The organism is Desulfobacter sp., assembly GCA_028768545.1.
In the GTDB taxonomy this organism is placed as follows: Bacteria; Desulfobacterota; Desulfobacteria; order Desulfobacterales; family Desulfobacteraceae; genus Desulfobacter.
Genome location: CP054838.1, coordinates 1,426,962 through 1,448,649, shown reverse-complemented (window position 1 = coordinate 1,448,649; position 21,688 = coordinate 1,426,962). Strand labels below are relative to the sequence as shown.

The 21,688-nt window shown below is 48.4% G+C and carries 20 protein-coding genes and 1 pseudogene; 12 read left to right on the top strand and 9 right to left on the bottom strand.

Features of this window, described 5'->3' with window-relative positions; translation table 11 throughout:
- Positions 1-59: 59 nt before the first annotated feature.
- From HUN05_06945 to HUN05_06935, 3 genes are all read left to right on the top strand, one after another.
- Positions 60-572, top strand: coding sequence for a hypothetical protein (locus HUN05_06945; protein WDP84921.1), 513 nt, complete (start codon positions 60-62; stop codon positions 570-572).
- Complete coding sequence (locus HUN05_06940; protein WDP84920.1) at positions 569-1,576, top strand: IS3 family transposase; 1,008 nt, start codon at positions 569-571, stop codon at positions 1,574-1,576. The genes HUN05_06945 and HUN05_06940 overlap by 4 nt, the downstream gene beginning before the upstream one ends.
- Before the next feature lie 150 nt (positions 1,577-1,726).
- Positions 1,727-2,896: an IS4 family transposase gene (locus HUN05_06935; protein ID WDP87956.1), complete on the top strand. Its 1,170-nt coding sequence runs from the start codon at positions 1,727-1,729 to the stop codon at positions 2,894-2,896.
- Here HUN05_06935 and dctP read toward each other — a convergent pair.
- The gene (dctP, locus tag HUN05_06930) at positions 2,893-3,732 is read right to left on the bottom strand and encodes a TRAP transporter substrate-binding protein DctP (GenBank protein WDP84919.1); all 840 of its coding nucleotides are present in this window, start codon (positions 3,730-3,732) and stop codon (positions 2,893-2,895) included. The two genes, HUN05_06935 and dctP, sit on opposite strands and share 4 nt — an antisense overlap.
- A 206-nt stretch (positions 3,733-3,938) precedes the next feature.
- Positions 3,939-5,357: pseudogene (locus HUN05_06925) on the bottom strand (sigma 54-interacting transcriptional regulator).
- Between the two features lie 316 nt (positions 5,358-5,673).
- Here HUN05_06925 and HUN05_06920 point away from each other — a divergent pair.
- The 6 genes from HUN05_06920 to HUN05_06895 all read left to right on the top strand — a co-directional run bounded on the left by HUN05_06920 (position 5,674) and on the right by HUN05_06895 (position 9,237).
- Positions 5,674-6,348: a hypothetical protein gene (locus tag HUN05_06920; protein ID WDP84918.1), complete on the top strand. Its 675-nt coding sequence runs from the start codon at positions 5,674-5,676 to the stop codon at positions 6,346-6,348.
- 111 nt (positions 6,349-6,459) lie between these two features.
- A complete protein-coding gene (locus tag HUN05_06915) occupies positions 6,460-6,828 on the top strand; it encodes a stress response translation initiation inhibitor YciH (protein WDP84917.1) in 369 nt (122 codons plus the stop codon).
- Between the two features lie 512 nt (positions 6,829-7,340).
- The gene (locus HUN05_06910) at positions 7,341-7,931 is read left to right on the top strand and encodes a TetR/AcrR family transcriptional regulator (protein WDP84916.1); all 591 of its coding nucleotides are present in this window, start codon (positions 7,341-7,343) and stop codon (positions 7,929-7,931) included.
- Positions 7,932-8,011: 80 nt separating this feature from the next.
- Positions 8,012-8,356, top strand: a complete 345-nt coding sequence (locus HUN05_06905; protein WDP84915.1) for an FAD-dependent oxidoreductase — start codon at positions 8,012-8,014, stop codon at positions 8,354-8,356.
- Positions 8,331-8,519, top strand: a complete 189-nt coding sequence (locus HUN05_06900; GenBank protein WDP84914.1) for an FAD-binding oxidoreductase — start codon at positions 8,331-8,333, stop codon at positions 8,517-8,519. Before HUN05_06905 ends, HUN05_06900 begins: the two co-directional genes overlap by 26 nt.
- Positions 8,500-9,237 (top strand): FAD-dependent oxidoreductase, encoded by a 738-nt coding sequence (locus tag HUN05_06895; GenBank protein WDP84913.1) that lies wholly within the window; start codon positions 8,500-8,502, stop codon positions 9,235-9,237. Before HUN05_06900 ends, HUN05_06895 begins: the two co-directional genes overlap by 20 nt.
- A 56-nt stretch (positions 9,238-9,293) precedes the next feature.
- On the opposite strand, the gene cfa is transcribed toward HUN05_06895, so the two are convergent.
- Together cfa and HUN05_06885 are read right to left on the bottom strand one after the other, a co-directional pair.
- Positions 9,294-10,415, bottom strand: a complete 1,122-nt coding sequence (cfa, locus tag HUN05_06890; protein ID WDP84912.1) for a cyclopropane fatty acyl phospholipid synthase — start codon at positions 10,413-10,415, stop codon at positions 9,294-9,296.
- Positions 10,416-10,515: 100 nt separating this feature from the next.
- A complete protein-coding gene (locus tag HUN05_06885) occupies positions 10,516-11,466 on the bottom strand; it encodes a radical SAM protein (protein ID WDP84911.1) in 951 nt (316 codons plus the stop codon).
- 626 nt (positions 11,467-12,092) lie between these two features.
- Here HUN05_06885 and HUN05_06880 point away from each other — a divergent pair.
- The gene (locus tag HUN05_06880; protein ID WDP84910.1) at positions 12,093-12,530 is read left to right on the top strand and encodes a CGGC domain-containing protein; all 438 of its coding nucleotides are present in this window, start codon (positions 12,093-12,095) and stop codon (positions 12,528-12,530) included.
- On the opposite strand, the gene HUN05_06875 is transcribed toward HUN05_06880, so the two are convergent.
- Both HUN05_06875 and HUN05_06870 read right to left on the bottom strand, forming a co-directional pair.
- Complete coding sequence (locus tag HUN05_06875; GenBank protein WDP84909.1) at positions 12,527-13,903, bottom strand: hypothetical protein; 1,377 nt, start codon at positions 13,901-13,903, stop codon at positions 12,527-12,529. The genes HUN05_06880 and HUN05_06875 overlap by 4 nt on opposite strands.
- 6 nt (positions 13,904-13,909) lie before the next feature.
- The gene (locus HUN05_06870) at positions 13,910-14,380 is read right to left on the bottom strand and encodes an outer membrane lipoprotein-sorting protein (protein ID WDP84908.1); all 471 of its coding nucleotides are present in this window, start codon (positions 14,378-14,380) and stop codon (positions 13,910-13,912) included.
- Positions 14,381-14,676: 296 nt separating this feature from the next.
- Here HUN05_06870 and HUN05_06865 point away from each other — a divergent pair, with 296 nt between their 5' ends.
- The gene (locus HUN05_06865; protein WDP84907.1) at positions 14,677-15,795 is read left to right on the top strand and encodes an ISAs1 family transposase; all 1,119 of its coding nucleotides are present in this window, start codon (positions 14,677-14,679) and stop codon (positions 15,793-15,795) included.
- Positions 15,796-15,833: 38 nt separating this feature from the next.
- Here the strand turns inward: HUN05_06865 and HUN05_06860 are convergent, their stop codons facing one another.
- The 3 genes from HUN05_06860 to HUN05_06850 form a co-directional block, all read right to left on the bottom strand.
- Positions 15,834-16,190 carry an outer membrane lipoprotein-sorting protein gene (locus HUN05_06860; GenBank protein WDP84906.1) on the bottom strand — a complete coding sequence of 119 codons (357 nt, stop codon included), beginning with the start codon at positions 16,188-16,190 and terminating at the stop codon, positions 15,834-15,836.
- The gene (locus HUN05_06855; GenBank protein ID WDP84905.1) at positions 16,180-18,789 is read right to left on the bottom strand and encodes an MMPL family transporter; all 2,610 of its coding nucleotides are present in this window, start codon (positions 18,787-18,789) and stop codon (positions 16,180-16,182) included. The genes HUN05_06860 and HUN05_06855 overlap by 11 nt, the downstream gene beginning before the upstream one ends.
- A 92-nt stretch (positions 18,790-18,881) precedes the next feature.
- Complete coding sequence (locus HUN05_06850) at positions 18,882-19,490, bottom strand: TetR/AcrR family transcriptional regulator (protein WDP84904.1); 609 nt, start codon at positions 19,488-19,490, stop codon at positions 18,882-18,884.
- Between the two features lie 277 nt (positions 19,491-19,767).
- On the opposite strand from HUN05_06850, the gene HUN05_06845 reads away from it, so the two are divergent.
- On the top strand, positions 19,768-21,555 hold the full coding sequence (locus HUN05_06845) for a long-chain fatty acid--CoA ligase (GenBank protein ID WDP84903.1): 1,788 nt from the start codon (positions 19,768-19,770) through the stop codon (positions 21,553-21,555).
- Positions 21,556-21,688 lie beyond the last annotated feature (133 nt).

The window sequence follows — 21,688 nt, the reverse complement described above, 5'->3', positions numbered from 1 at the left end:
TGTGAGTGAGACACTTACCCATTGATAAATTAGTGTAGGGCGGGTAAGGATTATTACTTATGAAACCGATAAAAATGAACCCACTACCTGAATCCGAAAATCAGGCAGCCCCCAAGGAGGCCCCAATGGAAGGAGCCCATGGGGCGACTGAAGTTGGGGCCTCCTTGGGGAGCCAGGATTCAATCCCTGATCCTGAAGTACCTGAAAAAAAACCCCGGCGTAGATTCGTTGCTTCTTATAAACTGCGTATTCTCCAAGAGATTGAAAATTGTACCGAAATCGGAGGGATCGGCAAGATTCTTCGAAGAGAAGGCCTTTATTCATCAAATTTAACCGATTGGCGCAAAGCTCGGGACAAAGGACTTCTCAATGCCATGGCACCTCGAAAACGAGGAAGGAAACCAAAAAAGAAAAACCCATTGGCCATAGAGGTCGCCAGACTTCAAAAAGAGAAATTCAAATTAGAGCACAAGCTAAAGCAGGCGGAACTCATCATTGAAGCTCAAAAAAAAATTTCTCAGATCCTGGGAATCCAGCAGAATCTGGACGACCTCAAAGGAGAAGACTTATGAATGCCGCCCTAACGTTAAGTTGCGATATTGGAAAAAAGCCTTCATGTGAGGCTTTCGGTATTCCCCGATCATCTTTTTACAGATTTCATTCTCCAAAAAAACATATTGGAGTTAGTCGGACCGGATCTCCCCTTTCTTTGAATTCTGATGAACAACAAACGGTTTTGGATATTTTACATTCTGAAAAATATCAAGATCGAGCCCCATATCAGGTATATGCTTCTCTTCTTGATAACGGGCAATACTATTGTTCCATCAGAACGATGTATCGGCTTCTTCACAAAGAACATGGTTCTGTGCCGGAGCGAAGACGGCAGGTAAATCGCCCGAAATATAAAAAACCTGAATTGCTGGCAACAGGACCTAATCAGGTTTGGTCCTGGGATATTACCAAGTTGAAAAGTGTCACAAAATGGACCTACTTCTATCTATATGTAATCATGGATATTTTCAGCAGGTATGTTGTCGGCTGGATGGTCGCCCATAGAGAACAAACAGCATTGGCCAAAAAGCTAATTGAAAAGTCCTGTGAAAACCAGAAGATATTACCCGGTCAGCTTGGGCTACATGCAGATCGGGGAGCCAGTATGAAATCCAAAGGGGTTGCCCAGCTTCTTGTCGATTTAGGGGTAACCAAAACCCACAGTCGACCACATGTCAGCAATGATAACCCATACTCTGAAGCCCAGTTTAAAACATTGAAATATTGTCCACAATTTCCCAAAACTTTTGGTGCTATTCAGGATGCAAGAGCCTTCTGCCAGGATTTTTTTGGATACTACAACAAAGAGCATTACCATTCTGGTATTGGCCTGGTAACCCCAGAACAATTTCATTATGGCATTGCTAAAGATATTTATGAATCTCGCTGCCGAACATTGGAGGATGCATTTATTCAAAACCCAAAACGATTTAAGGGAAAAATACCGAGGCCACCGGCTTTACCAGAAGAAGCCTGGATTAACAAACCGGAACAAAAAGAGAAGGATATTATTGGAGCTTAATTTTAGGCATAGAGTGTCTCATTGTCATTGACACATTCCGTTGTTGCATATAAAAAGCATCTAAAATCATTGAAAAAACAGTCGGTTTTGTGTTGACAAATGTGCGTAAAAATTTTTGTGCGCCTTGAAAATTTAACTCAAGGAGCTCAAATGACGCACATCTCAGTCCCTAAAAAACAACTACGGTCTCTAAACTTTGACAATTTCAGGTGCCCTCTGATAAAGTCACTTTCAAAAGCACCGGAATTACAATCTCGAGGAGACCGCCCTTTAAAAATGACATTCGAAGACCAGATAAATGCTTTGGTTTATTTCCATCTTCAGGAGCACAAGTCTGCCCGACATTTAATTCAGGATCTCAAGGAGAATGTTTTTGCTAAAGAAAATATTGCGCCAGACGGTGGTATCAGCCGTAGTAGTTTCTGTGAAGCCATCAATCACAGGGGACTCGAACAACTGCAATTTATCTTTGAGGATCTTTATAAACAGGCTCTTGAGTGTCATCCGGGTGAACACGCCGAGTTAGGAGAGTTGGTTTCCATTGACGGTAGTCTCATAAATGCAGTCCTTTCAATGCACTGGGCGAACTACAGAAAAGGAAGTAAAAAAGCCAAAGTACATTGCGGATTTGACATTAATCACGGAATCCCAAACAAAATCTTTTTGACTGAAGGCAACGGCGCTGAACGCACTTTTGTTCCCAAAATACTTTCCAAGGGGCAAACAGGTGTTATGGATCGTGGATATCAATCCCATAAAGAATTTGACCTGCTTCAGGAGCAAGGCAAACATTTTGTCTGCCGTATAAAAACCAGGACAACAAGAACAATTATTGATAACCACGAGACCCCTTCCGACAGCTACATTTTTTATGATGCACTGGTTAAACTTGGTACTCCGAATCAAAACCAGACGAAAAGGCCTGTTCGGGTTGTTGGCTATAAAATTGCTGGCGTCAAATACTATGTGGCAACTGACAGGCATGATTTAACAGCGGAACAAATAGCAACAATTTATAAACTCCGGTGGACCATTGAGGATTTTTTCAAATGGTGGAAAGAACATCTGAAGGTATATCATCTCATTGCCCGCAGTGAATACGGCCTTATGGTTCAGATTCTTGGCGGCCTTATCACTTACCTGTTACTGGCAATCCATTGCCAAAAACAGTTTAATGAAAAGGTCACGATCAAAAGAGTTCGGCAGCTGCGAACCGCCATTCTAAATGACCTGTTTGGCTGCGAGGAGCAGGGCTCTCATAGTTCAAACAGGGACAATATTGTCAAAGATCAAAAAATTATTGAGCAAGCAAAAACCTAACCGGACATCACTGGCTTGCACAAGAACTCAATGGTGGCAACCTTGGCCGCGTATTGCACGGTTTCCTGAAGATCGGGGGGCAGATCGTTCCAGGCTTTTTCATTGATCATCACCCCCATGACAGAGGCGAGCTGATGCCATCCGGGAACGGCCCAGAATTTGGTCACTTCACCAAATCCCATGCCCCAGTCAGATGAAGGACTGGAAAATTCGCAGGCGTCAATGGTGCCTTTTTGCATGGCCTGGTAAATCTCCTGACCTGCCATGGCCACCTGGGCAGCCTTGAGGTCTTCCAGCAGATGCCCCTGGATCTTGCCGGACATGCGGATCTTCATCCCCTTGAGATCGTCCAGTTTTTTGATGGGTTTATTGCTGCGGATTCCGCATTCCATGGGCGTCACCCCGGTGACCAGATAGTGCATGCCAAACTTTCCATATGCTTCCTGGTAAATAGAAAGTCCGCCGCCGCTGTATATCCAGAGCAGGTAGTCCATGGGGGTCAGCCCCATGGGATAGGAACCCAGAGAGTCAAACACCCGGTCCTTGCCGGCCCAATAGTTGGGCCAGTCACCCGCCGCCTGAATGGCTCCCTTGCTCACGGCGTCAAATACTTCATAGGAGGGCATCAGGGTGCCGCCGGTAAAAAACTGAATTTGAAGTTTACCCTTGCACAGGTGGTTTACCGCTTTTACAAAGGCCTGATCCGCCTCAATCAGGGAGATGGACGACGGCCAGGTGGAGGTCATTTTCCACCGGATCACCTTGGCGTACAACGGGCTTGCCGCCCAAATCATTACCATCCATGCCAGAACCAGAATACACATGCCTTTTTTCATCCCATGCTCTCCTTTTCTTTAATGTTTAAAAGATCTTCCAGTGTTGCAAATGCTCAAAGACCGGGCCGTTATCTCGTGTCCCTGAATTTTGCAAAGGCCATGCCAAGACTCTGGAGATTAAATTTAACCTTTTGAAATTAAAGATGATTTAGACAATAAAGAAGATTCAGTCTCCGACCGGTCACCCCAAACCTGTAGCCAGGCCGCTACACCTGGCCGCCGGGTTTAAGGGAAAGGCCGTATTTTCGAATTTTTTTGTACAACAGCGTGCGGTGAATACCCAACGGCCTTGCGGCCTTGCTCTTGTTAAACCCAGACGCTTCAAGGGCAGCCACGATGGCCCGGCGTTCGGTGCGGGCCTGGAGGGCGTGAAGCTTCCGGACAGGGGCCCCCTTCCTGTGGGTAACAGCGGTCACGGCATCGGGCAGATCACAGGCCCGGATCTGGCTCCCCTGAAACTGGATAAAGGCCCGCTCCATGGCATTGGCAAGTTCCCTGACATTGCCCGGCCAGGGGTAATTTTCCAAAAGCTGCAAAGCCCCGGGCAGAAGCGAGGGCGTCTGAAGCCCGGCCCGGCTGGCAGTGGCCTCAAGAAGATGTTCGGCCAGCGGGCAAATATCACCGGCCCGGCGCCTCAGGGGCGGCAGATGGAGCGGAATTACGTTAAGGCGGTAGAACAGATCTTTTCTAAATTACCCCTCATCCATGAGCTGGTGAAGGTCCTGGTTTGTGGCGGCGATCACCCTGAAATCCAATGGGATCATCCGGTTTCCGCCCACCCGTTCAACCGCCTTCTCCTCCAGGACCCGCAAAAGTTTGGGCTGCATGCTCAAAGGCATATCCCCGATCTCATCCAGAAAAATCGTTCCGGGGTGGGCCAGCTCAAACTTCCCGGGTTTGCCCCGGGACAAAGCCCCTGTGAACGCCCCGGGGTCATAACCGAAAAGCTCTGATTCCAGAAGGTTTTCAGGGATGGCAGCGCAATTGATCTTCACAAAGGGATGGGCCTGCCGGGGACTTTGGTTATGAATGGCATGGGCAAACAGCTCCTTGCCCGTACCGCTTTCCCCGCTGATGAGAACGGGAAAGGCATTGAATGATGCCCGCCGGGCCTGGGATTTGACCTTGGCCGTGGGCTCACTTTTGCCGACAATATCATCAAAGGTAAACCGGGCAGAGCGAAAGCCCCCTTGCCCTATCCGCTCAAGGGGGGTGTCAAGGGCCTCCACGGTCTGTGCCAGGCGGGTCACTTTGTTGAGATCGCTGAACAAAACACGGCCGAACACGGCAATGACCTGACCCAGCCGCTTGACCGGGATACACTCCACCATGATATTGACCCCGCGAAGATTCTGAATCTGGTTGAGTTCCGGCCTGCCGGTGCGGCCCACCATATGCATCCTGGAGTTATCGATCACCTCGGTGCAGTGCCGGCCGACCTGGGCATCGGGATCCAGTTCAAGAAACTGTCCGTAAGACGCGTTGAGATAGATGATATAACTGTCAGGGTCTGTGATGATGATGCCGTTCTCGGTACTGTCAAAAATCCGAAGGAACAGATCCACCTGCTACTTGAGATCTTCAGCCTGGCCCCCCAATCCGATGACTCTTGTCAATGAATGCATGGCACCTCTTTGAACTTGATTGGCTACATGTTGACAATTTGATACAATTTTTTAAAACATTCCTGAGACCAAAGTCAATGATTTTAAAAGAGAATATTAGAATCATCAGGCTGACAAACTGAACCCGGACCAAAGGCTTTACAGGATGCGTAACTTGGGTTGCCAGGAGCTTTTTTTTTCTTCCGCCGCCTTAAAAGGCGTGTTCCAGTCAACCTTGTTTTATAGGGGCCTATTCAAATAATCAATTTGATCTCATCTATCATTTCTGCCTATTAAGCCTTTAAAGAATTTATAAAAAAACCCTAAGGATAATCTGATGAATATTAAAATTGAAACAGAGGCGTTTAAAACGTTTTTTTTAGGCATTTTAAGCTGCAAATGTCCTGTGACCCCGGAGACTGAAAAAAAGCTCTTTGATTTCTATAGCGGTGCTGCTCACCAAAACACACTGGATTTCAATGGAATTCTGGCCATTGCAGACAAGAACCCTAAGCCAACCCCGGTCCATCATTTATACGATTTTTGCGCCGGATCAAAGGATGATCCCTTTTGTTTTACCATCACGGCCAATGAGGTGTTAAGAGACCTTGGTTCACGACTCCACTACAATATGGTGGTTTCAAATCATCCCGAAATTGAATCTGAAAACCCGGGATTGCTGATCAGCCATCTGCTTTTGCCCGTAACCATTGAAAAAAAGGGGAATCAATGTGAAGCAATGTATGCGAATCAGGAGGTCCTTGTCCGGTTCTCCCCTGTTATCATGCCCATAAAATCAAAATTGGATTCAAACGAATATGCCCATCATATGGGGATGATTCTCTGCGGCATGTCCAGGGAACAGGCAGAGATGTTAAAGGCCCACCAGCGGCTGATCAAAGGATTAAAAGAGATTGCAAAAGCCTCTGGCAATATTGATTTAAGGGCGCTGCCCCCCTATGGCGATCACCTGTCGCAAGTGGTGAAAAGAGTAAGCCGGTATGATATATAAAGTTTCAGGCAAAGCCGCATTGACCCAAAAGGGATTGCCGATCCTGAACATTGGACAACCTAACGGCCTGTAAAAACGGCATTCAAAAAAAGTGTCACAGGATATTTAAAATTGAAAAAAAAAGACTTTAACAGCAGGCTTGTTTATTCCACAGATCTGGGCAGAATATGTCCTGACTGCAATCAACCGTCTAAAGCATGTATCTGCAAAAAAACAAAGGCACACACGAATCTTGAAAAAGAGGAAAAAATCACCGTGGAAAGATCGACCAAGGGCAGAAAGGGAAAAGGGGTGACCCTGATCAAAGGGCTTGCCCTTGAAGGCCCTGCCTTAAAAGCGCTTGCAAAACAACTCAAACAAAAATGCAGTACCGGCGGTACGGTGAAAAACAATGTTATCGAACTCCAGGGAAACCACCGGGAGGTATTGGTTGGATTCCTGAAATCCCTTGGACACAAGGCTGTAAAGGCCGGAGGATAGCCTTTAATTCTTGTTTTAAAAACACCGGCCAAACCGATAGTGTAAAACAAGGCCTGTTTTACCCGTCAGGAATCAAAACACAATTTAATTGTGCAAACATGACTGTTTAGTAATCTTCCTGTCATGTCAGGGTTAAGATGATCAAGTATATCATTTATCTGTGATGGGTATATTTTTTATGCGCTCTTTTGCCAGGGGCCATAAATCCCAGCGCATTTGTTTCTCTCTTCCTTTTAACCGGGCCGTCATTTGGCGGTCCGGTTTTTTTTTCGCCTGATTCATATATCCTTAAAAAAATTTTGGCCTATACCCGCATATTTCACAAATCGATTTTGCTTTAGCGGCAAGGCGCAAGGGCGTCAAGCCATAGTGACTTTATTTCGAACGGTCTGCAACGCCGCCTCAAATTGTTATGAAATATTCGGGCTGATCGCAAATGTTTTTTATATTGACACAGGGCCTCAAAATTTATATTGGTTGTATGACCAAACAAAAAAAACAGGAGAGAGTCCATGGGCAGAAAGAGCAATGCACCTGAACGTCGGGACCAGATTGTCTGGGCGCTCTATGATTGTCTGGTTGAAAAAGGCCATGAAAAAGTGACCATAAAGGAAATTGCCAAAAAGGCAGGCCTGCCCCCGGGGGTCATCCACTATTATTTTAAAACCAAAGACGAGATTGTTTCAAATCTTGGCAATGCCATCATTGAAAAATATTCCACTGAAATCCGAATTCTCATCCGCCAGGCCCAATCCCCTGACCAACAAGTTAAATCTGCAATTGAATTCATCACGGACCGCTTGATCTTTAACCTCTCCTTAAACCGGGTCTTTTACAATCTCATTCAAATGGGGTTTGAACGAGAGGAACTCATGACTGCGGTCAGCCATATGTTTGACAACTATCGAAAACAAATGGCCTCTGTGTTTAAGGCCGCCGGGGGGAAAGAGGAGAGCCGGCTTTTAAGCGCCTGTCTGGTTGCCGTGGCAGAAGGATTTTCCCTTCAGTTCATGGTTGACCCAAAGGCGTTAAGCCGGAAAGATGTCAACACCGTGATCATTGGTTTGATTGAAGATCGGCTGAACATCAAAATTCCAGAATAATCGCAAAAGATATAGGGAAAAAAAATAAGTGGCGTTTTAAAATTGAATAGGTCGGTTAACCAAACTAAAAGGAGAGGGATATGACTCAGATCCAGCCCAAAAGCCATTGGATGACAACCCGGGATTATGTACCGGGCAAAAGCCTTCAAGGGGAGATTGATGCAGATGTGGCCATTATCGGAGGCGGGTATACAGGTCTTTCAACCGCCTATCACCTGAAAAAGGAGGATCCCGGCCTCAAGATTGTTCTTTTGGAGAGTGAAATCATCGGATACGGGGCCAGCGGCAGGAACGGAGGATTTAATATGACCCTGTTCGGCCCGACCCTGAGTGAGCATTACGGCCCTGCGGTTCGGCAGGGCAAAGGCCAAAGAGGCCCATCATTACATGGAAAGATCCGTGGACCTTCTAAAACACCTGGTTGAGGATCTGAGCCTGGACTGCGACTATGAACACCCCGGGTTTTTACGGGTGGCCACCTCGGAAAAATATAAACAGCGCATCCTTCACGAGATTGAGCTGGCTCACAAACTCGGGCTTAAGGGGATTGAGTGGCTTGATCAGGCCCATGGGCATCAACATATTTGAGCAGAGCCCTGTGACCGAGGTAAAAAGGGGGAACAAAGATCTCACCCTCACGACCCTGAAAGGAAAGGTCAGGGCCAAAAAGCTTGTTTTTGCAACCAATGCCTGGTCCCATTTTTTTCCGGACTTAAAAAACCGCCAGGTGCCGGCCTGGACCCATATCGTGATCTCAGAGCCCCTGACCCGTGACCAGTATGCCGCCATTGGCTGGCAAAATCGTCAGGGCATTGAAGATGCCAGAAACCTGGTTCATTATTACCGGCTCACAAAAGACAACCGGATTGTCATGGGGGGCCGGGATATCACCCTCAGCCAAGGGTATAACATGGACAAAGACATGAATGAAAAGGTGTTTAAAGGGCTGCGAAACGATGTGCGCAGCATTTTTCCCCCCTTGAAAAATCTCAAGTTCAGTGATGCCTGGGGCGGGCCTGTGTCTGTGCCCATTGATATGAGCCCGGCATTAGGATACCTGGGTGACAAGCGGGTGGTGTACAGTTTAGGGTGCATGGGCCACGGGGTCAGCCTCACCCATCTCAACGGCCAGACCATAAAGGATCTTGTGCTTGAGAAAAAAACAGATCTCACAGAGGTCTTTTTTGTCAACCGAAAGCAGATTTCCTGGCCGCCTGAACCCTTCCGCTGGATCGGAACAAAGGCCATCAAAGGATATATGCATTTAGAGGACTATTTTTACGATGGGATGAAACATGTCTGCTGATGGCAAACCAGACAAAATCCCCCTGGAACAAGGTCAAAGAGAACCTGCTTTCTTTGTTATCGGACACTCTCATACCTTGGCCTGAGGCCGTCCCTGGAAAAGACAACCTGCCACAGCTGGTTCCGCCGGGACCTGAATGTTCCGGCACATGCCAGCAGGTAATAAGACCACATCCGGAAAAAACGATGGTCATAATTGGACTTGATACAGGCCCAGTTATTGATAAAATTCCGGTGCCAGGCCATGAGGGTCGGGTCGTAGTCCGGGCCAAAACTGTGCCAGTCCTCCAGGACCAGTAATTTTTCTGCGGCCGATGAGATCTGCCGGCTGGACGGCACCATGGAGTTGGGGAAAATATACTGGGAAATCCATGGATCGCATGACTTTAAAGACCGGTTGCCGCCGATGGTATGCAGAAGGAAAAGCCCCTGGGCAAGCAGGCACCGCCGGACCACTGCCATGAATTTCCGATAATTTTTCTGCCCCACATGCTCGAACATGCCCACGGACACGATGCGGTCAAATTGATCTGTCAGCTCCCGATAGTCTGTCAGGCGAATGTCAACGGGCAGGTCCCGGCATCTTTCCCGGGCAAGGGCGGCCTGCTCCTGGGACACCGTGATTCCCCGGACCTCAACCTGGTAATGTTCGGCCATGTAGGCGGCAAGCCCGCCCCAGCCGCAGCCGATATCCAAAACACGCATCCCGGGCTCAAGGCAGAGTTTTCTGCAGATCAAATCCATTTTGGCCTTTTGTGCCTGGTCCAGGTCCTTGGCCCCTTTCCAATAGCCACAGGAATAATTCATCCATTTATCCAGCATCAGGGCAAAAAGCTCATTGCCGATATCATAGTGGCGGAGTCCGATTTCAAATGCCCGTCGTCTTCCGGGCGATCCGGCGAACCAGGCCTTAAGACTGCACCAGATAATTTTTAAAGATGGTCTTGTTTTTTGGTCCACCCGGCATGCCAGGGTCCGTTCAAAAAAACGGTCCAGGGCCTGGCAGTCCCACCAATCATCCATATAGCTCTCACCCAGAGCCAAGGACCCGCCAACGGCCAGGTCTCTGTAAAATCTGTCATCCTTTACCTGGATGTCCCAAGGCCGGCTGCCGTTCACAGCCACATCAGCCAAAGCAAAAACATCCCTGACCATTTTTTCATAAGATCGGTTTCCCATGATATGACCTCCTTTTTTGCTTGAACAAAATTTATCCACGGGTACAAAACCCAGAAAAAGAGTTCCGCACCAAGAGACTCAGGGCTGACGTGGTGGTAACCTATCGGCCAGCCAGGGGTCTTAAATAAAACCGGCTGCCCTTGTATTCCGAAACCAGAATTTTATTATCCTGAACCAGTTGTTCAATATCTGAAAAACTGCCGCCTGCTTTTTCAAGATAGGCTGAAACCGCATCCTCCCGCATGGGGTGCACGGCGGTGATACTTAAAATATCCGCCTCAATATCCCCGGTATAGGCAAACTGGTTGCCCTCGTACCCGATAAGATATTCAGCGTTCACCCCCTGGTCGGTAAACAGCCCATAGGCCTGGTTAATCTGCCCGGGATCAGGGGGCTGAACCCAGGGCATTGCAGGGGGCCTTGTGGGAATGCTGATATAGGACAGACCACTGTTGAGCCCGCTGATAAACCCGGCAGTGTTTTCAAGGGAAGTCACCGTATCGTTAAGCCCTTTGACCAGCATGGTTTCGGTCACCAAAGTGCCGGCATACGCTTCTGAAAACAGGCCGATTCCATCAAGCATCTCATTGAACCGGATCTTTGGGTGGGGCCGGTCAATTTTTCTCCATATTTTTTCATCCACAGTATCCACCTTGACCGAAACCCAGTCCGCCCGGCACAAGTCCCGGCGGACCCCGCCAAGGCTGAGCAGGGTGGAATTGGTAATCACAGCGATCTTGACGCCCAGGGGGGAGAGGCAGTCGATGAGATTTCCCAGGCCGGCATCCAGGGTGGGTTCGCCCTCGGAGACAATGGTCAAATAATCAATGGGTTCTTTGTGGGTTCGGGCATTTTTCAACTTATCCTCTGTTTCAGCGGCAAGAAGACCGGGGTCATAAAAAGGCTGCCGGTCCAGCCGGAGGTCCAGGGATTTTCCAAGCTGACAATAGACGCAGGAATAGGTGCATATCTTGGGCGGGATATTGTTGATCCCCACACTCCTGCCCAGCCGCCTTGAGGGTACAGGGCCGAACACCCGTGTCAATTCCATCGTTTGCTCCTTAAAAACAGGTTGTTCCGGGTTCACCCAGACTCACCTGAAATATCAGCAAGGTTCATACCAGAAAAATGGAAAAAAAAGGCAAGTCTATAGAGAAATCTGCAACCCCCTTCTCTTGTTCATATTTTGGAACCCAAAAAAGAAATACCCCCCAAAATCCCCTGGAAGAGGCCGGCCCAAAAGAGCAAGACTGCAACCCCCTGATCCATGATCCTTTACATACCCGCAATCTTTGGTCCGGATAAGGGGCGACCCGCATATTTCACGAATGGATTTTGCTTTAGCTGCAAGGCGTCAGGGCGTGAAGCCGTAGAAACTTTACTGCGAACGACCTGCAACGACGCAGATGAGGTAAAATCAATTTGCCCGAAGGGTGACAATTTCTACCCTGGAAATTGGGTTGGCAAATAATTTTAACCTTTTGTATTTAAAGAGATTAATATCCAGCCCCCTCAAATTGTCAATTGCTGACCTTCAGGCTATGACATATTCGGGCTAAAATCATATAAAAATATACCCCGAGGCCTGTTTTTTCATGGCACATGGTTTGCAGTAATTCCGACAGACATCGTCCAAATATAAATAATCCTGAAATTCTTTAAATTAAAGGAGAAAAAATGAAAGGAATCGGCATCATCATCTGCCACCGCTATCACACCTGTGCCGGGGGCAAATGTCTCAGGGCCATGCAAAACCGTGAAGGGGGATTTGCCCGGTATAAGGACGAAGAAATCCAAATCACCGGATATACCAGCTGCGGGGGATGTCCCGGCGGAAATGTGGAATATGCGCCCCTGGAAATGAAAAAAAACAACACCCAGGTCATCCACCTGGCCACCGGCCTTGTGGTGGGCTATCCCCCCTGCCCCAGGATCAAGGCCTTTTGTGAATTCATCCCGGCAAAATTCGGTCTGGAGGTGGTGGTGGGGACCCATCCCATTCCCCAGAACTATTACCTGACCCACAAGGACCTTGGCACCTGGACCTCAGATCTGTGGCAGGACCGGATATCCCAGGTGATCACAGACGAGCAGACCCGGCTGAGTTACGATTAAAAAAACCAGGTCAGCCGGCAGAATAACCGGTCCATATCCCTGTAGGGATAAATAAGGGCTTCAGCCGTCCGGGCCTCGTAAAAGGCGACACCGGCCTCAAGCTTAAGGTTGTCATACACATCATACTCCCCGCTCAAACGGAGGATATGGCCGTCACCCGGATTAAAATAGACCCAGAAAAGGTCCAGGCTCAGGGTGTTGTGCCACATCTCATATTTGGCCTCAAAATAGCTGGTGTAAAGATTCTCGGGCTGATTCAGGGTCTGATCATGGGAAAGGGTGTGAACACAGGAGACTTCGGCCAAGAGCAAAAGATCGTTAATTTTGCTGAATTCAAGGCCTGCCAGGGCCTCGATCTGGTCATGCAGGGCAAAGGTCTCAACCTGGTCTTGTGGGAGGCCTGAATAAATCTGATCCAAAATATCCCGGCGCTGTACTGCCCGATCCTTTCGAAATGCAGTCTCAAATTTGAACAGGGCCGCATCCCTGACCAGGGAGGCCCCCACACCGATACTGGTCATCCGCTCCAGCACCGGGACAAAAACAAGGGTGCCGCCATGGGTCATGCCCTGGTAGTCAAGGATTGGACAAGGATCATACACATGGGAGGCCACAAGGCTTAAGTCTCCGCCGTTAAAGGATCGGGCCGCTTTAAAGGCCACCCCGTCCGGAACAGGCAGGCGGGCATCCTCAAGCTCCATAAGGCCGGGCCGGGTCATATCCCTGGGATTGACCACGTCCAGAACCTGGGCATAGTTGGATTCCCCCCAGGCAACAATCTGATTGCCCAGTCTAAGGGAAAAATGTTCATTGAGCCTTGAATCCAGAAAAAAATCCCAGGCTGAAACATCCCATTTTTTATCATCCTGGCTCCAGGAACCGGGATCTTCCCTGGCTGTGAAAGCGTAGGCGGTTTCAACCCAGGCCCTGAAATCTGCCCTAAGCTTATGGTCCTGGGAAATCTTGTATTCACTTTCCAGGGACACCAACGGCTTGAGCGAGGAAAGCCTGTTTGCCGGCTTGTTGAATCCCAGTTCACTGGTAATTTCCAGGTACCCGCCAAAATGAAATGGAGACAGGTCTTGCGACAGGGCTGAATCCAGGGCAGCCTGGTCTGCTGCGGCAAAAGGATCCTGATCACCTGATTCCAGGTCGGGATCTAAAATATCAAAATCATCATCTTCAGCCGGAGCCGTTTCTTGTGATTTTGGTCCTGAAATTGCCATTCGCACCTCTTGTGTCCTGTCCTGATACGCCTGGGGCAGGTCAGACACCGTCTGACCCGGGCAGGGGAGAGGCCTTAAAAGGAAAATGAAAAGCAGAACCGCCATGGTCAACCCGGCCGGCCTTAAGCGTTTAATTGTTTTTCCCATGAATTATCATAATCCTTGTTCCATCCGCCTCGGGGTAAAATAATGGTCTTGTACGGGCAGATTATACTGAAGATTTGAAACGACCAGAACGGTTGAATGGCTGACCTTTCCTTTGACCATGGTCACCATGGTCATTTTCAAAGGGGTAAGGATGCCGTCGATTTTTTTGATCTCTTGGGCCTTAAAATATTTTATTTTTTTCCCTTTGGTGACCCAGTACTTGGCCTTGACCGCAATAAAATTATCCTTGCGCACCCAGATCAGTATTTTGGAATATCCGGTTTCTTCTTCCACCCTTTTTCTGGCTTCAGCCTTGGGCCGGCCTGAAATCACCCAGGTCTCAACCCCGTTTAAATCAAAGTTTTCCTTGGCAAATTTATAGTCCCAGTCCTTGATTTCCATGCCGTTGATGTCTGAATAGGAAAAATCCGATCCCATAAAGGCCGAAGATTTGTCCCCCGGGGCAATGCGCTTCACCTTGCCAAGCGCCCAGGGTCATCGCATGTAACTTTTATTAAGATTCGTCCTTACCCGGCTGGAATAGGTGAGGGGGATTCCGTTAAATCTTAAGCGGTCGTCCTGACCGCTTAAGAAGCGGAAATGATCGGACCTATGCCGTCCTGGCGGGCCGCTCATTTACGCCACTCCACCCCCTTCACCCTATCCCAGCCTGGCTCTCCTGGCTTGCTATAGTATATGAGCATCGAACAAAATTTTCCTAGACATCGCTGCACAGATACGATATATATGGCAATAAACACAAGGAGTTGCCAATGAACGAAAAAAAATCTCTTGAAACTTTTTTTGACAATATTCAGGACCCCAGACACCACAATAAGCTTCATAATTTAATTGATGTCGTCATCATCGCAATTTGTGCGGTAGTTGCTGGCGCAGACACTTATGAGCAAATTGAAAACTTTGGCAAAAAGAGAAAAAGGTGGTTGTCAAAATTTCTAAGCCTTCCCCATGGGATACCCTCCCATGACACCTTTGGCAGAATTTTTGAAAGGATGAACCCGAATGAATTTCAGAGCAGTTTTATGCACTGGGTTCAGTCGGTTGCAAAGATGACCAAAGGTCAAGTCATTGCAATCGACGGCAAAACTCTAAGGCGTTCACACGATACCTCCAATGATAAGAAAGCCATTCATATGATCAGTGCGTGGGCTTCGTCTAATAAAGTGGTTTTAGGGCAATTAAAAACCGAAGAAAAATCAAATGAAATTACGGCCATTCCAAATCTTTTAAAACTTTTAGATATCTCGGGCTGCATTATAACCATTGATGCCATGGGCACTCAAAAGAAAATCGCTGAAACCATAATAAACAAAGGGTGTGACTATGTCCTTGCCCTGAAAGAAAATCATAAAACCTTGCATGATGAAGCGGTACTTTTTTTCAATAAAATGGAAGAAATGAAAAATCAGGGGTACCAGTTTAATGAACAGACCAGTGTTGACGGAGGGCACGGTCGAGTCGAAACGCGCAGGGCTGTGATAACCTCTGATATTGATTGGTTTGAAGATAAAAAAAGTTGGAAAGGTTTGAAAAGTATTGGAATGATTGAATCCACCCGGGAAATGGACGGCCAGATCAGTCATGAAAAGCGATATTATATATCGAGCCTGGATAGCGACCCCAATATTTTTGGTAATGCTGTCAGGAGGCATTGGGGAATTGAAAATTCAGTGCATTGGGTATTGGATATTGCGTTCCGTGAAGACGAAAGCAGAGTCAGAAAGGGGAACTCTCCTGAGAATTTTGCAGCGATTCGGCACATTGCATTAAATTTATTACGGAACAATAAGACATTTAAAGGGAGTGTAAAAACCAAAAGGTTGAATGCTGCTATGGATATCAAATATCTGGAGGAAGTTATGTTTGGATGATACTTGAACCAATCAAAACTATAGGCACTTTACAATATTTACATGCGTGAGCCCTGGCCAAGCGCCGGCAGAAAGAGCCAGGAATCATCCTCCTTGGTATGGTCTTCCCAGTCAAAGGACATATAGGCAGTGTTTCTCACATCAGCCGGGCTCAAAAAAAACAATATCCCTTTGGTGTCCGGGCCCACATCCTTGCGGATGCTTTTAATGGAACGGATGCGCTGATTCTTGTGTTTATCAATGAGAATCATCAGGGTATCTCCGTCCTCTCTTGTGTCAACCGCTTCCATGACCTGGGATGGGGTGAGGGGCAGATCTTCAGAATATGCGGGCAGGCCAGAGGCCAGGGATAGCCCGAGGGTCAAAAAAACAGACAAGGCCAATTTAAAATTCATGATCAGGTTCTCCTTTGAGTCTTCCAGGCTCCTGGACACGGGCCCGGGGATGAACAGATAATTTAAAAACAAGACAGACCATCACCGGCAGAAGTACCAGTGCGGCCAAAGCGCTGACCACCATGGTCAGGGTAATCAGCCAGCCCATGACGATCAAAGGGGTAAGAAAGGCAAACCAGAGGGCAACAAACCCCAACCCCACGGTCAGCGCATTGGAAACAATGGCCTTGCCCGAATGGGAGACCGTATCTTCCAAGGCCTGTTCAAATGTCATGCCCCGGGAAAGACCGGCCTTGAGCCGGCTCAAATAGTGGATGGAATAATCCACCCCGATTCCGATGACCACACTGGCAATAATGGCCGTACCGATATCCAGAGGAATGTTAAAAAATCCCATGATCCCGAAATTGATCACAATGGTGCCGACCAAAGGAATCATGGCAATGAGGGTATAGGCCGTATTCTGGAAGGTGATCCCCAGCATGATCAAAACCACCAGAACAGAGACGCTGAGACCTGTGACCTGGCCGTGTACGATTTCCCGGGTAGTGGCGGCCTCCACAGCTGCAGATCCTGTGATTTCCACCTCAAACAATCCAGGCAGATGGGTTTTGGCCCAGGCCATGGTTCGGTCTGTAAAGGCCTTGGTCTCCCTGGAGGAATTGGTCCTGAGCACAGTGGAAACGTTCAGACTGGAATAGGCCGGATCAACATAGTCAGACAGGACATCTCCCCCCCCGTTTTCATAGAGCAGCAGCAATTGTGCAATCAGACAAGATGACTCAGGGTCCTGGTTTGGGTCTACGGGCAGCCGGTCCTGGGAAGGATCCTGGTCGTTGAGGACAAAATGGATGCGCCGGATAAGCTGGGTTAAGTCCGTGACCTTGCCCACTTCGGGCTGGGCCTTTAAAAAATCGATAAATCCGTTTACCGCCCTAAGATTCACCGGCTGTTTAAATGGCTGGGAAATCTTGTCAGCACTCGGGTCCAGTCGGATCACAAAATTGATCCGGGCAGATCCTGCCCCGGATCGGTTCAAGGCTTGGGATGAGAGAAAAATCGGGGCCTTTTTTTTAAAAAACGCCACGGTATTATTGTCCACCCTAACCTGCAGGGCCCCGGCCAGAAAAACAACAAAAACAAGCCCGGAAAAAAGAGTGGTCTGCACGGGCCGTTTGACCACCCATCGGGTCATTCGGATCAAAATCCGCTCATATGCCTTTTTTTCCCCCTGCTTTCTTTGGCCTGGGTGCGGCCTCTTTTTTTGGGGCAGGCAGACCAGAAGAGAGGGGATGAATAAAAGGGAAAAAACCATGGCCACCAATGCCCCGAGACAGACAAAAAGCCCGCAGTACTTGACCTGAACAATCCGGGTGATGGAAATGGCAAAAAAAGCCGCCCCGGTTGTCATGGAGGTCATGATCACGGGCATGGTTAAATGATCCAGGGTCCGGCAGACGGCTGACTCCTTGTCAAGGCCCTGGTCAATGTGATCCTGGTATTCTGAAAACATGTGGATTCCGTCGGCCACCCCGATGGAGAGGACAAAGACAGGCAGAGAAATGGTAATGACATTCAAAGGAATAAAAACAGCGGCCATCACCCCTAAGGTGACCACCAAAGAGAGCATGACCACGGACAAAGGCAGGACCACCCCTTTGACCCCCTTAAAATTGATGTACAGACAGGAAAGGACAATCAGGGTAACAATGGCAAAAAGGGTTTTGCTGTCCTCTTCCATGGCCTTGCCCAGGGCGGCTGTCACCGCGGGAAAACCTGCAATATAATGGGTTTCAGGCCCCAAAATTTTTGATTCCACAAGGGCTGACACCTGGGAATAAACCTGGTACCGCTCTTTTACCGCACCCTCGTCCAGGGCAAGTTCAATATTAATGCTGGTGTTGCGGCCCTGGTTGGAAACCAGAAGTCCTGAAAAAAGATCATTGGACCCCACCTCTTTTTTTATCCGGTCCAGGCCGGCCGCATCCTGGGGAACCCTCTCGTAGATGGGAGCGACCTCAAGCCGCCCCGCCCTTGCCAGGATATTGTCCGTTGCAGCCAAAGAGCTGACCTTTTTTACAGGACTGAGCTTTTCAGGCCATGCAGAGACCAAGGCGTCAAGCTTTGGCAGGGGCGGATCCGCAAAGGCAAGGGTTTCCAAAAGTTCATCCACCTCCAGCCAGGTATCTTCATTCACAGGGGCTGTAGCCAGGCCAAGGGCCATCTTTTGGATGGGCAATGGCGCAGCCAGGGCCTCAGCAGCCAGGGCATCCCGGTCCTGTTGACTGATCAGATGAATGGACTCAAAGGCTAAAGTCAATGCCCGGACCCGTTCCAGGGTATGGGCATTGAACACCGTATCCTGGTCCGTGCCCTGGACAGAGAGCATGACAATGATCCCGTTGTTGGCGCCGGTAAAATCACCCCTTAACCGGTCCACGGCCAGGCGGCTCTCATGGTCCGGCGCCAGCAGTTCAGGAGATGGGTCCGTGTCAAGATCCGGCAGGGCCAGACCGGCCAGCAGGGATAAGCCTGCAAGCAATACCAGCACCGGGACAGGATAACGGGTGACCCAGAATTTAAGAACCCTGATGACCATGGATTTTCCTTTCTTTACGGGGATTGTGACTTTCGGTGATTTTGTGACTGATGGTCACAAAATCACCAAAAAAAATGACACCCAGGCGGGTGTCACCGCATAAACCCTTTAAATATAATACTCTTCAATATTTCATACAACTCTTCCGAGGGCAAAACATCCTCTTCCAGAGCCAAATCCAGCATGCCCATATAAAGCCCCATGGAAGCCACAATCATGTTGTCCACATCAGCATCCCTGAAAATTTGCTCATCAATGGCCTGCTGGAACAATGCCCTGGCAAAGGCTTTTTTCTCATCGTTCAGCCGGTTGTACTCCGCCTGGATATGAAAGGGAAGATCTTCCAGCACCATCATTTGGTGGCATTTTCGGCCCACTTCAAAGGTCACCATATCCCGGGCATGGGACTGCCAGAAAATACGGATCATCTTCTTTATCCTGGCCAGAACCGGTGCTGACTGGTCCATCTGGTGCAGGGTATGGATCAAATCCTGACTCTGACGAATCACCAGGCAGGCAAAAATATCATTCTTGCCTTTAAAATGCTTGTAAATCGTTCCTTTTCCCACCTCTGCCCGTTCGGCAATCATATCAATGGTGGTGGATTCAACCCCTTTGTGGCTGAACAGATCAAAGGCCGCCTTGATAATATCGGCTTCCCTTTGTTTAAAATCCCTGTCTTTTCGGTCTGAAATCCCCATATTCCCCCTAAAATTAGTTGTGACCGCCAGTCACAATATACGATTCCGTCCCCTCCCTGTCAACAGGGTGGGACGAATTTTCAGGTTTAAATTCATCCCCTGAAAATTTATGGCCACTATGGCAATCCAAAACTTGTTTTTTATTAAATAATGTTGTTTATTAGGAAAAACCCCCGACCCAAAAGGAGAGAGTTGTGACCCCATAGCAGAACCCAATGCCCAGGCCCCATAAAAACGCATGGATTATCACCATTACATCTGGATTACAGGAGGAGTTATGCAGTTTAAGGATTATGCCAATTTTCATCAAATGCTCAGTGAAACCGTTGATCAATATGCAAAATCACCCGCCTATCGATGGTTTGATGAAAATGGAAAAGCCTCATCCGTTACCTGGCAGGAATTTTACGACCAGGTTAAATCGGTTTCCAAAAGTTTAATTGCCCTGGGACTAGACCATGGGGACAAGGTCAATATATTAAGCTATACCTGCTATAGATGGGTCCTGACCGATGTTGGGAATATGAGCGTGGGTGTCGGCACCGTGGGCATCTATCAATCCAATCTGCCCCAGGACTGCCAATATATCATCAACCATTCAGATGCAGTGCTGGTCTTTGCCGAAAACCTGGACCAGCTGGACAAGCTTCTGGAAATCAGACAAGAGATCCCAAACATCAGAAAAGTGATCCTCTTTAACGGGGAGTATAAAAATGACGACTGGGTCATTACCTATGATGAATTCTTAGACCTGGGCAAGGGGATTGATGAAGGGGTATTTCAGGCCCGGACCCAAAAGGTGACGGCCAAAGATACCGCCGGACTGGTTTACACCTCCGGTACCACAGGCGTGCCCAAAGGCGTGGTTCTCACCCATGACAACCTGACCTACACCTGCCAGTCCGTCTACCAGAGCGGAAAATTTTTTGACGGCGAAGATATGTTTTTATTTCTTCCCCTGGCCCATGTCTTTGCCAGGACCTGCTGTTATACAGGGGTCAGGACAGGAAACCGGACCTCCTTTGCCAGGAGCATCAACACCCTGCTGAACGATTTCGGGCTTGCCTCCCCCCATTGGTTCATCTCCGTGCCCAAGGTGTTTGAGAAAATCCATACCAAAATCATCTCCGGGGTGGAGGCCAAGGGCGGCCTGGCCTTAAAGCTCTTTAACTGGGTCTGCGCCGTGGGTGCCGAGGTCAGCCAACTCAAGGTGGCCAAAAAACCCATTCCAGCAGGTCTTTCCCTCAAATACAAAATTGCCAACAAGCTCATCTTTTCAAAAATCCAAAACGCCCTGGGCGGCAATGTAAAATGGTGCATTTCAGGGGCAGCGCCGCTCAACCCTGAAATTGCAAGATTTTTCCATGGCGCAGGCCTGCTTATCCTGGAAGGCCTGGGCATGACCGAAAACACCTCTTTTTCCAATGTCAACCGCATTGATGACTATGATTTCGGCGTGGTCGGCCCTCCCGGGGCAGGCATTTTCCATAAGATCACCGACGACGGAGAGGTGCTGTTCAAGGGCAGGAACGTGATGAAAGAGTACTATAAAATGCCCGATGAAACCCAAGACAACTTTACCGAAGACGGGTGGCTTAAAACCGGTGATTTAGGATCCATTGACAAAAACAATGTACTCAAAATCACCGGGAGAAAAAAAGACCTCATCATCACTGCCGGCGGTAAAAACATTGCACCCTCCCGAATTGAGGGGATCATGGTGACCTCCAAATACATCAACCAGTTCTGCGTGGTGGGAGACAAACGCAAGTATTTGTCTGCCGTGGCCACCCTGGACGAAGAAAACATAACCGCCTATGCCCGGGATAACCAGATCCCCCATTCAAGCTATGCAGATCTGCTGACCCAACCGAAAATCAAGGATTTAATTGATAAAGAAGTGGCAGACAGGAACCAGGAACTGGCCTCCTTTGAAACCATTAAAAAGGTGGCCCTGGTGCCGGAGTTCACCATTGAAAACAATATGATGACCCCGACATTCAAACTCAAAAAGAATATCATCATAGACAATTACGAAGAAAAAATTGAAACCCTTTACACCTAAACGCTTTTGAAAAATTTAAAGGGGTTGCTTTAATTCAAGGCGGCAGCCCGGGGGCTGCCGCCTATTTTTAATTTAAAATTCATTGCCGGCTATCCTGGATATTTCGCAAAACAATTTTGCCTTAGCGGCAAGG

What these genes read in the sequence shown, in the direction of transcription:
- HUN05_06945 (WDP84921.1), top strand. Translation starts at nt 60, where the DNA reads ATGAAACCGATAAAAATGAACCCACTACCTGAATCCGAAAATCAGGCA.
- HUN05_06940 (WDP84920.1), top strand. Translation starts at nt 569, where the DNA reads ATGAATGCCGCCCTAACGTTAAGTTGCGATATTGGAAAAAAGCCTTCA.
- HUN05_06935 (WDP87956.1), top strand. Translation starts at nt 1,727, where the DNA reads ATGACGCACATCTCAGTCCCTAAAAAACAACTACGGTCTCTAAACTTT.
- dctP (WDP84919.1), bottom strand. Translation starts at nt 3,732, where the DNA reads ATGAAAAAAGGCATGTGTATTCTGGTTCTGGCATGGATGGTAATGATT.
- HUN05_06920 (WDP84918.1), top strand. Translation starts at nt 5,674, where the DNA reads ATGAATATTAAAATTGAAACAGAGGCGTTTAAAACGTTTTTTTTAGGC.
- HUN05_06910 (WDP84916.1), top strand. Translation starts at nt 7,341, where the DNA reads ATGGGCAGAAAGAGCAATGCACCTGAACGTCGGGACCAGATTGTCTGG.
- HUN05_06905 (WDP84915.1), top strand. Translation starts at nt 8,012, where the DNA reads ATGACTCAGATCCAGCCCAAAAGCCATTGGATGACAACCCGGGATTAT.
- HUN05_06895 (WDP84913.1), top strand. Translation starts at nt 8,500, where the DNA reads ATGGGCATCAACATATTTGAGCAGAGCCCTGTGACCGAGGTAAAAAGG.
- cfa (WDP84912.1), bottom strand. Translation starts at nt 10,415, where the DNA reads ATGGGAAACCGATCTTATGAAAAAATGGTCAGGGATGTTTTTGCTTTG.
- HUN05_06885 (WDP84911.1), bottom strand. Translation starts at nt 11,466, where the DNA reads ATGGAATTGACACGGGTGTTCGGCCCTGTACCCTCAAGGCGGCTGGGC.
- HUN05_06880 (WDP84910.1), top strand. Translation starts at nt 12,093, where the DNA reads ATGAAAGGAATCGGCATCATCATCTGCCACCGCTATCACACCTGTGCC.
- HUN05_06875 (WDP84909.1), bottom strand. Translation starts at nt 13,903, where the DNA reads ATGGGAAAAACAATTAAACGCTTAAGGCCGGCCGGGTTGACCATGGCG.
- HUN05_06865 (WDP84907.1), top strand. Translation starts at nt 14,677, where the DNA reads ATGAACGAAAAAAAATCTCTTGAAACTTTTTTTGACAATATTCAGGAC.
- HUN05_06860 (WDP84906.1), bottom strand. Translation starts at nt 16,190, where the DNA reads ATGAATTTTAAATTGGCCTTGTCTGTTTTTTTGACCCTCGGGCTATCC.
- HUN05_06855 (WDP84905.1), bottom strand. Translation starts at nt 18,789, where the DNA reads ATGGTCATCAGGGTTCTTAAATTCTGGGTCACCCGTTATCCTGTCCCG.
- HUN05_06850 (WDP84904.1), bottom strand. Translation starts at nt 19,490, where the DNA reads ATGGGGATTTCAGACCGAAAAGACAGGGATTTTAAACAAAGGGAAGCC.
- HUN05_06845 (WDP84903.1), top strand. Translation starts at nt 19,768, where the DNA reads ATGCAGTTTAAGGATTATGCCAATTTTCATCAAATGCTCAGTGAAACC.